Origin of the sequence: Streptomyces sp. NPDC004435 (genome assembly GCF_042873895.1) — a bacterium.
Taxonomy (GTDB): domain Bacteria; phylum Actinomycetota; class Actinomycetes; order Streptomycetales; family Streptomycetaceae; genus Streptomyces.
Window position 1 is genome coordinate 1 of the sequence record NZ_JBIAMB010000046.1, and the last position, 3,908, is coordinate 3,908.

The 3,908-nt window shown below is 68.5% G+C and carries 6 protein-coding genes and 1 pseudogene; 5 read left to right on the top strand and 2 right to left on the bottom strand.

Going from position 1 to position 3,908, the window contains the following annotated elements; all coding sequences use genetic code 11:
- Positions 1-211 (bottom strand): hypothetical protein (locus ACFYT9_RS39490; RefSeq protein WP_389172023.1); only part of this gene is annotated, 211 nt, incomplete at its 3' end.
- On the opposite strand from ACFYT9_RS39490, the gene ACFYT9_RS39495 reads away from it, so the two are divergent.
- From ACFYT9_RS39495 to ACFYT9_RS39510, 4 genes are all read left to right on the top strand, one after another.
- Complete coding sequence (locus tag ACFYT9_RS39495) at positions 201-521, top strand: aminotransferase class III-fold pyridoxal phosphate-dependent enzyme (protein WP_389172026.1); 321 nt, start codon at positions 201-203, stop codon at positions 519-521. The genes ACFYT9_RS39490 and ACFYT9_RS39495 overlap by 11 nt on opposite strands.
- Entirely contained in the window at positions 518-883 is a 366-nt protein-coding gene (locus ACFYT9_RS39500; RefSeq protein ID WP_389172029.1) for a hypothetical protein, read from the top strand. The genes ACFYT9_RS39495 and ACFYT9_RS39500 overlap by 4 nt, the downstream gene beginning before the upstream one ends.
- Before the next feature lie 92 nt (positions 884-975).
- Positions 976-2,316: a UDP-glucose dehydrogenase family protein gene (locus tag ACFYT9_RS39505; RefSeq protein ID WP_389172031.1), complete on the top strand. Its 1,341-nt coding sequence runs from the start codon at positions 976-978 to the stop codon at positions 2,314-2,316.
- Positions 2,317-2,401: 85 nt separating this feature from the next.
- Positions 2,402-2,737, top strand: a complete 336-nt coding sequence (locus ACFYT9_RS39510; RefSeq protein WP_389172037.1) for an NUDIX hydrolase — start codon at positions 2,402-2,404, stop codon at positions 2,735-2,737.
- On the opposite strand, the gene ACFYT9_RS39515 is transcribed toward ACFYT9_RS39510, so the two are convergent.
- Positions 2,666-3,361, bottom strand: coding sequence for a hypothetical protein (locus ACFYT9_RS39515; protein ID WP_389172034.1), 696 nt, complete (start codon positions 3,359-3,361; stop codon positions 2,666-2,668). The genes ACFYT9_RS39510 and ACFYT9_RS39515 overlap by 72 nt on opposite strands.
- A 268-nt stretch (positions 3,362-3,629) precedes the next feature.
- Between ACFYT9_RS39515 and ACFYT9_RS39520 the strand changes: the two are divergent.
- Positions 3,630-3,772: pseudogene (locus tag ACFYT9_RS39520) on the top strand (IS5/IS1182 family transposase); the annotation flags it as partial.
- Positions 3,773-3,908 lie beyond the last annotated feature (136 nt).

A 3,908-nucleotide genomic window follows, 5' to 3' on the forward strand; every position in this document is an offset into this window, starting at 1 on the left:
GCCCGTCGTAACCACCCAGGAGATCCGCCGAGGCTAGTTCCTCGTTCACCCGGCCTACCGCCAGGTACAGGCCGAAAGGCGCAGGGATGTAGTGCCACGACCACGGAAACGGCGACGGCGACTGCGACTGCGACTGCGACTGCGAGTCGTCGTGCGCCGACGAGATCGCCCACGCCACCGACGCCCGCGGTTCGCAGAACGTGGCCGCCATCCTGATCGAGCCGGTCAACGGAACCGCCGACGGCGCCTACGTCCCGCTCGACGGCTACCTGCGGCGCGTGGCGGAGATCGACCGCGAATGCGACGTCCTGGTGATCCACGACGAGGTCCTGACCGGCCTGCGGCACACCGGCCTGCCACTCGACGCCCGGCACTGGGAGGGCTGCGAGCCGGACATCGTCGTCCTCCCCAAGGGCCTCGAAGCCGGGTACACGCCCGTCGCGCCACCCTCGAATCCCCGAAGATCGCCCGGTACCTCCGCCACACGGACGCCGACCCGCTCCCGGCGATGGGCACCATGACCACGCACCCCCTGATGGCCGCCGCCTGCCTCGGCATCCTCGACGACCTGGAAGCCATCGAGCACGAACCGCTGCGCAGGCGCGGTCGTCAGCTCGGCGAGGACCTGCACGACCTGCCGGCCCTCGCCGAACGTCCGCGACGTGCGCGGTCTGGGCTTGCTGTACGGCGTGGAAGTCGCCACGGGCAGCTTGTGGCCGCTGATGCGGGGGGGGCGAGGAGCGGGGCGTCTTCTTACCCGTTCACCGGTGCGGGCGAGTCCAAGACGCAGGGCCTGGTCGTCGCGCCGCCGCTCACCTCGACGGACGACGACACCGACCTCCTGCTCACGGCCCTCGGCGAAGCGGTCACCTCTCCGACCTGAACAAGTGTGCGGACCAACCGAGTTGGTGCGCTCACCGATACCGTGCGTGAACGCACCGTCCGGTGCTCCCCCGCACAGAGAAGGACCCGCACATGCGTGTTTCGGTAATCGGCTGTGGTCACCTCGGCATCCCCCACGCCGCGGCGATGGCGCACCTCGGCCACCAGGTGATCGGCGTCGACACCGACCCGTCGAAGATCTCGGCGCTGAACTCCGGCCAGGCACCCATCTACGAGGCCGGCCTGTCGGATCTGCTGGCCAAGCACACCGCCTCCGGCGACCTGAAGTTCACCCTCAGCCTCCAGGAGGCCGCCGAGTCCGCCGACGTCCACTTCCTCGCCGTCGGCACCCCGATCGACTCCGACGGCCGCTCCTACGACACCGGGCAGGTCTTCGGCGCGGTCCGGGAGCTCGCGCCGCACCTGACCCGGCCGTGCACGATCATGGGCAAGTCGACCGTCACCGTCGGCACCACCAAACGCCTGACCGAGCTCGTACAGCGTCTCGCGCCCGCGGGAGACGCCGTCGACGTGGTGTGGAACCCCGAGTTCCTGCGCGAGGGCCACGCCATCGACGACACGCTGCGCCCGGACCGGATCATCGCCGGCGTCACCAGCGACCGCGCCGAGCGGACCGTGCGCGAGGTGTACGGCCCGATCATCGACTCCGGCGTACCACTGTTCGTCATGACGCCCGAGACCGCCGAACTGACCAAGGGCGCGGCGAACACCTTCCTGGGCCTGAAGATCTCCTACATCAACGCCGTGGCCGACATGTGCACGGCGGCCGGCGCGGACGTCGCCCAGCTCGTGGAGGCCCTGGGCATCGACCCGCGGATCGGGCACGGAGGCATGCGCCCCGGCATCGGCTACGGCGGCGGCTGCCTTCCCAAGGACGTCCGCGCCTTCACCGCGAGCGCCGCACAGCTCGGCGTCGACCACGCCGAAACCCTGCTCCTGGCGGCGGAGGCCGTGAACGACCGCCGCCCGCAGGACGCGGTGCAACTCGTTGCAGCGGCCCTCGACCGGAACCTGTCCGGCGCCAAGATCGCCATGCTGGGCGCCGCCTTCAAGGCCGGCACGAACGACGTACGCGAGTCCCCGGCGCTCGCGGTCGCGGGCCTCTTGCACCAGCGCGGCGCGCGCGTCACCGTCCACGACCCCGTCGCGATCCCCACCGCCTCCCGGCGCCACCCCGAACTGGAGTACTCGAATCACATCGCCGACGCGGTCATCGACGCGGACGTACTGGTCATCGGTACCGAATGGCCGCAGTACCAGGAGATCAACCCCGAAGCCCTCGCCCATCTCGCGGCAAGTCCGACCGCCGTCGACTTCCGCAACATCCTCGACCGCGACCGTTGGACGGCGGCGGGCTGGACGGTCCACTCCGTCGGCCGCCCCACCACCGCACGAGTGGAGCGTCACGCGTGAGCACGGAAGGGCTGCGGCCGCTGCCGACGACCCCGCAGGGGAAACTGGCACTCTCACCCCCGCCTTCACGACGTATGCCGGAGCGCTGATCACCGACACCAACGACAGCCCCCTCCTCCTCCAGCGGCCGGCATACGCCGGCAAGGGATGGCAGCTGCCCGGCGGACTCGCCGACCACGGCGAGCACCCGCTCACCACCACACTTCGCGAAGTGGCGGACGAGACCGGCCTCGCACTCGACCATTCGCTCCCCCTCCTCACAGTCGAGTTCATGCGCGCCGGCCCCGACGAGCCGCTCGCAGACCCGTCACGATCACCGGCATGTCATGTCGGCCCCAGGAACAGGCGCTCACGCCTCGACGGAGTCGTCGGACCGGGTGAAGCGAACCCAGCGACAGCTCCAGTCGTCATCCGCATATGACTGTGCTGGTCCGTACATCTCTTCCTCGGACATGTACTGTCCCCGAGTTCCTTCGTGCCATCCGCAGGTGACGCGATACGTGCCCGGCTTGACCCACAGCACCGTACCGAGACCCGGTCGGCCGTTCAGGTTGAGCTGGACAGGGGGGTTCAGCCGTGCCAGGGCCTTGATCGACTCGGCCCTATCCTGCGGCGTAGCGAACGAACCGGTCTCATGAGCATTCACCGCGGCCCAGACGACAACCACCCGGCCGCTGAGGAGTTCCAGCTTTCCCACTTCCTGTTCTTCGGCCGCAAGTGCCCCGGCGGCACGCCGACGCGGCGCGTCCGTCCGGCCGTCGGGGATCCATGAGCGCATGATCAGAAAGTTGTCGTCCTCGCCGGCGGGAACGTTCCGGTACCGGGCGTAGGCAATCTCCGCACTGCCCTCACGGTCCATTTCCCAGATGAGGCCGACGTGTCGTCCGTGTTCACCGAAACACACGAACGCGGCCTCAAGATCATCGTCGTCCGGGTGGACCGCCGACCAGGCGCGGGCGTAGTCGCAGGCAGGATCCAGTTCGCAGTCCGGGCTGTGCACTGCACCGCCCCAGTCCGAGAAGGAGTCGACCTCGCAGACGAGCAACGGTCCACCCAGGGATCCAACCCTGACGGACTCCCACACGTGAGTGGGCTGGGACCTGGAATCTTCACTTCTCACGTGCACGGCTGCCGATCAATGACGAGGGTCATGGAAAATCTGGATGCCTACCAGGATGAGCCATGTGGGCGTGACCGGCATCGGCCGGACCACGCCGACCGAAACTGATGCTGTCGGCCGGCCGCAACACCAGCACTCTTCCGGCCTCGTAGCGGGTGGCGGGACGCTGGTTCTCGGGGCCAGGCCGCCTGCCCGGTCCGTCAACATCACCCACGCGCGCATGCGGGCCCGGGCGAGCAGGCCATGGCCATCCCGAAAACCTGGCGTCTGCTACGCAAACTCCGTTGCAACACCGATCGCATCACCAGGCTCGTCCAGCTGAAGTGCACAGACTGAGGTAGGCCGCCGTCGTCGTTCTTCACTAACTGATCGTTTCAGAATGAGTTGAGCTGTGGGTCTTGCACTCGCCGATCTTGGTCGGCAGGGTGTCCGAATGCGTGCTGATCTTGTTCCGGACGACCTGTGGGAGCGG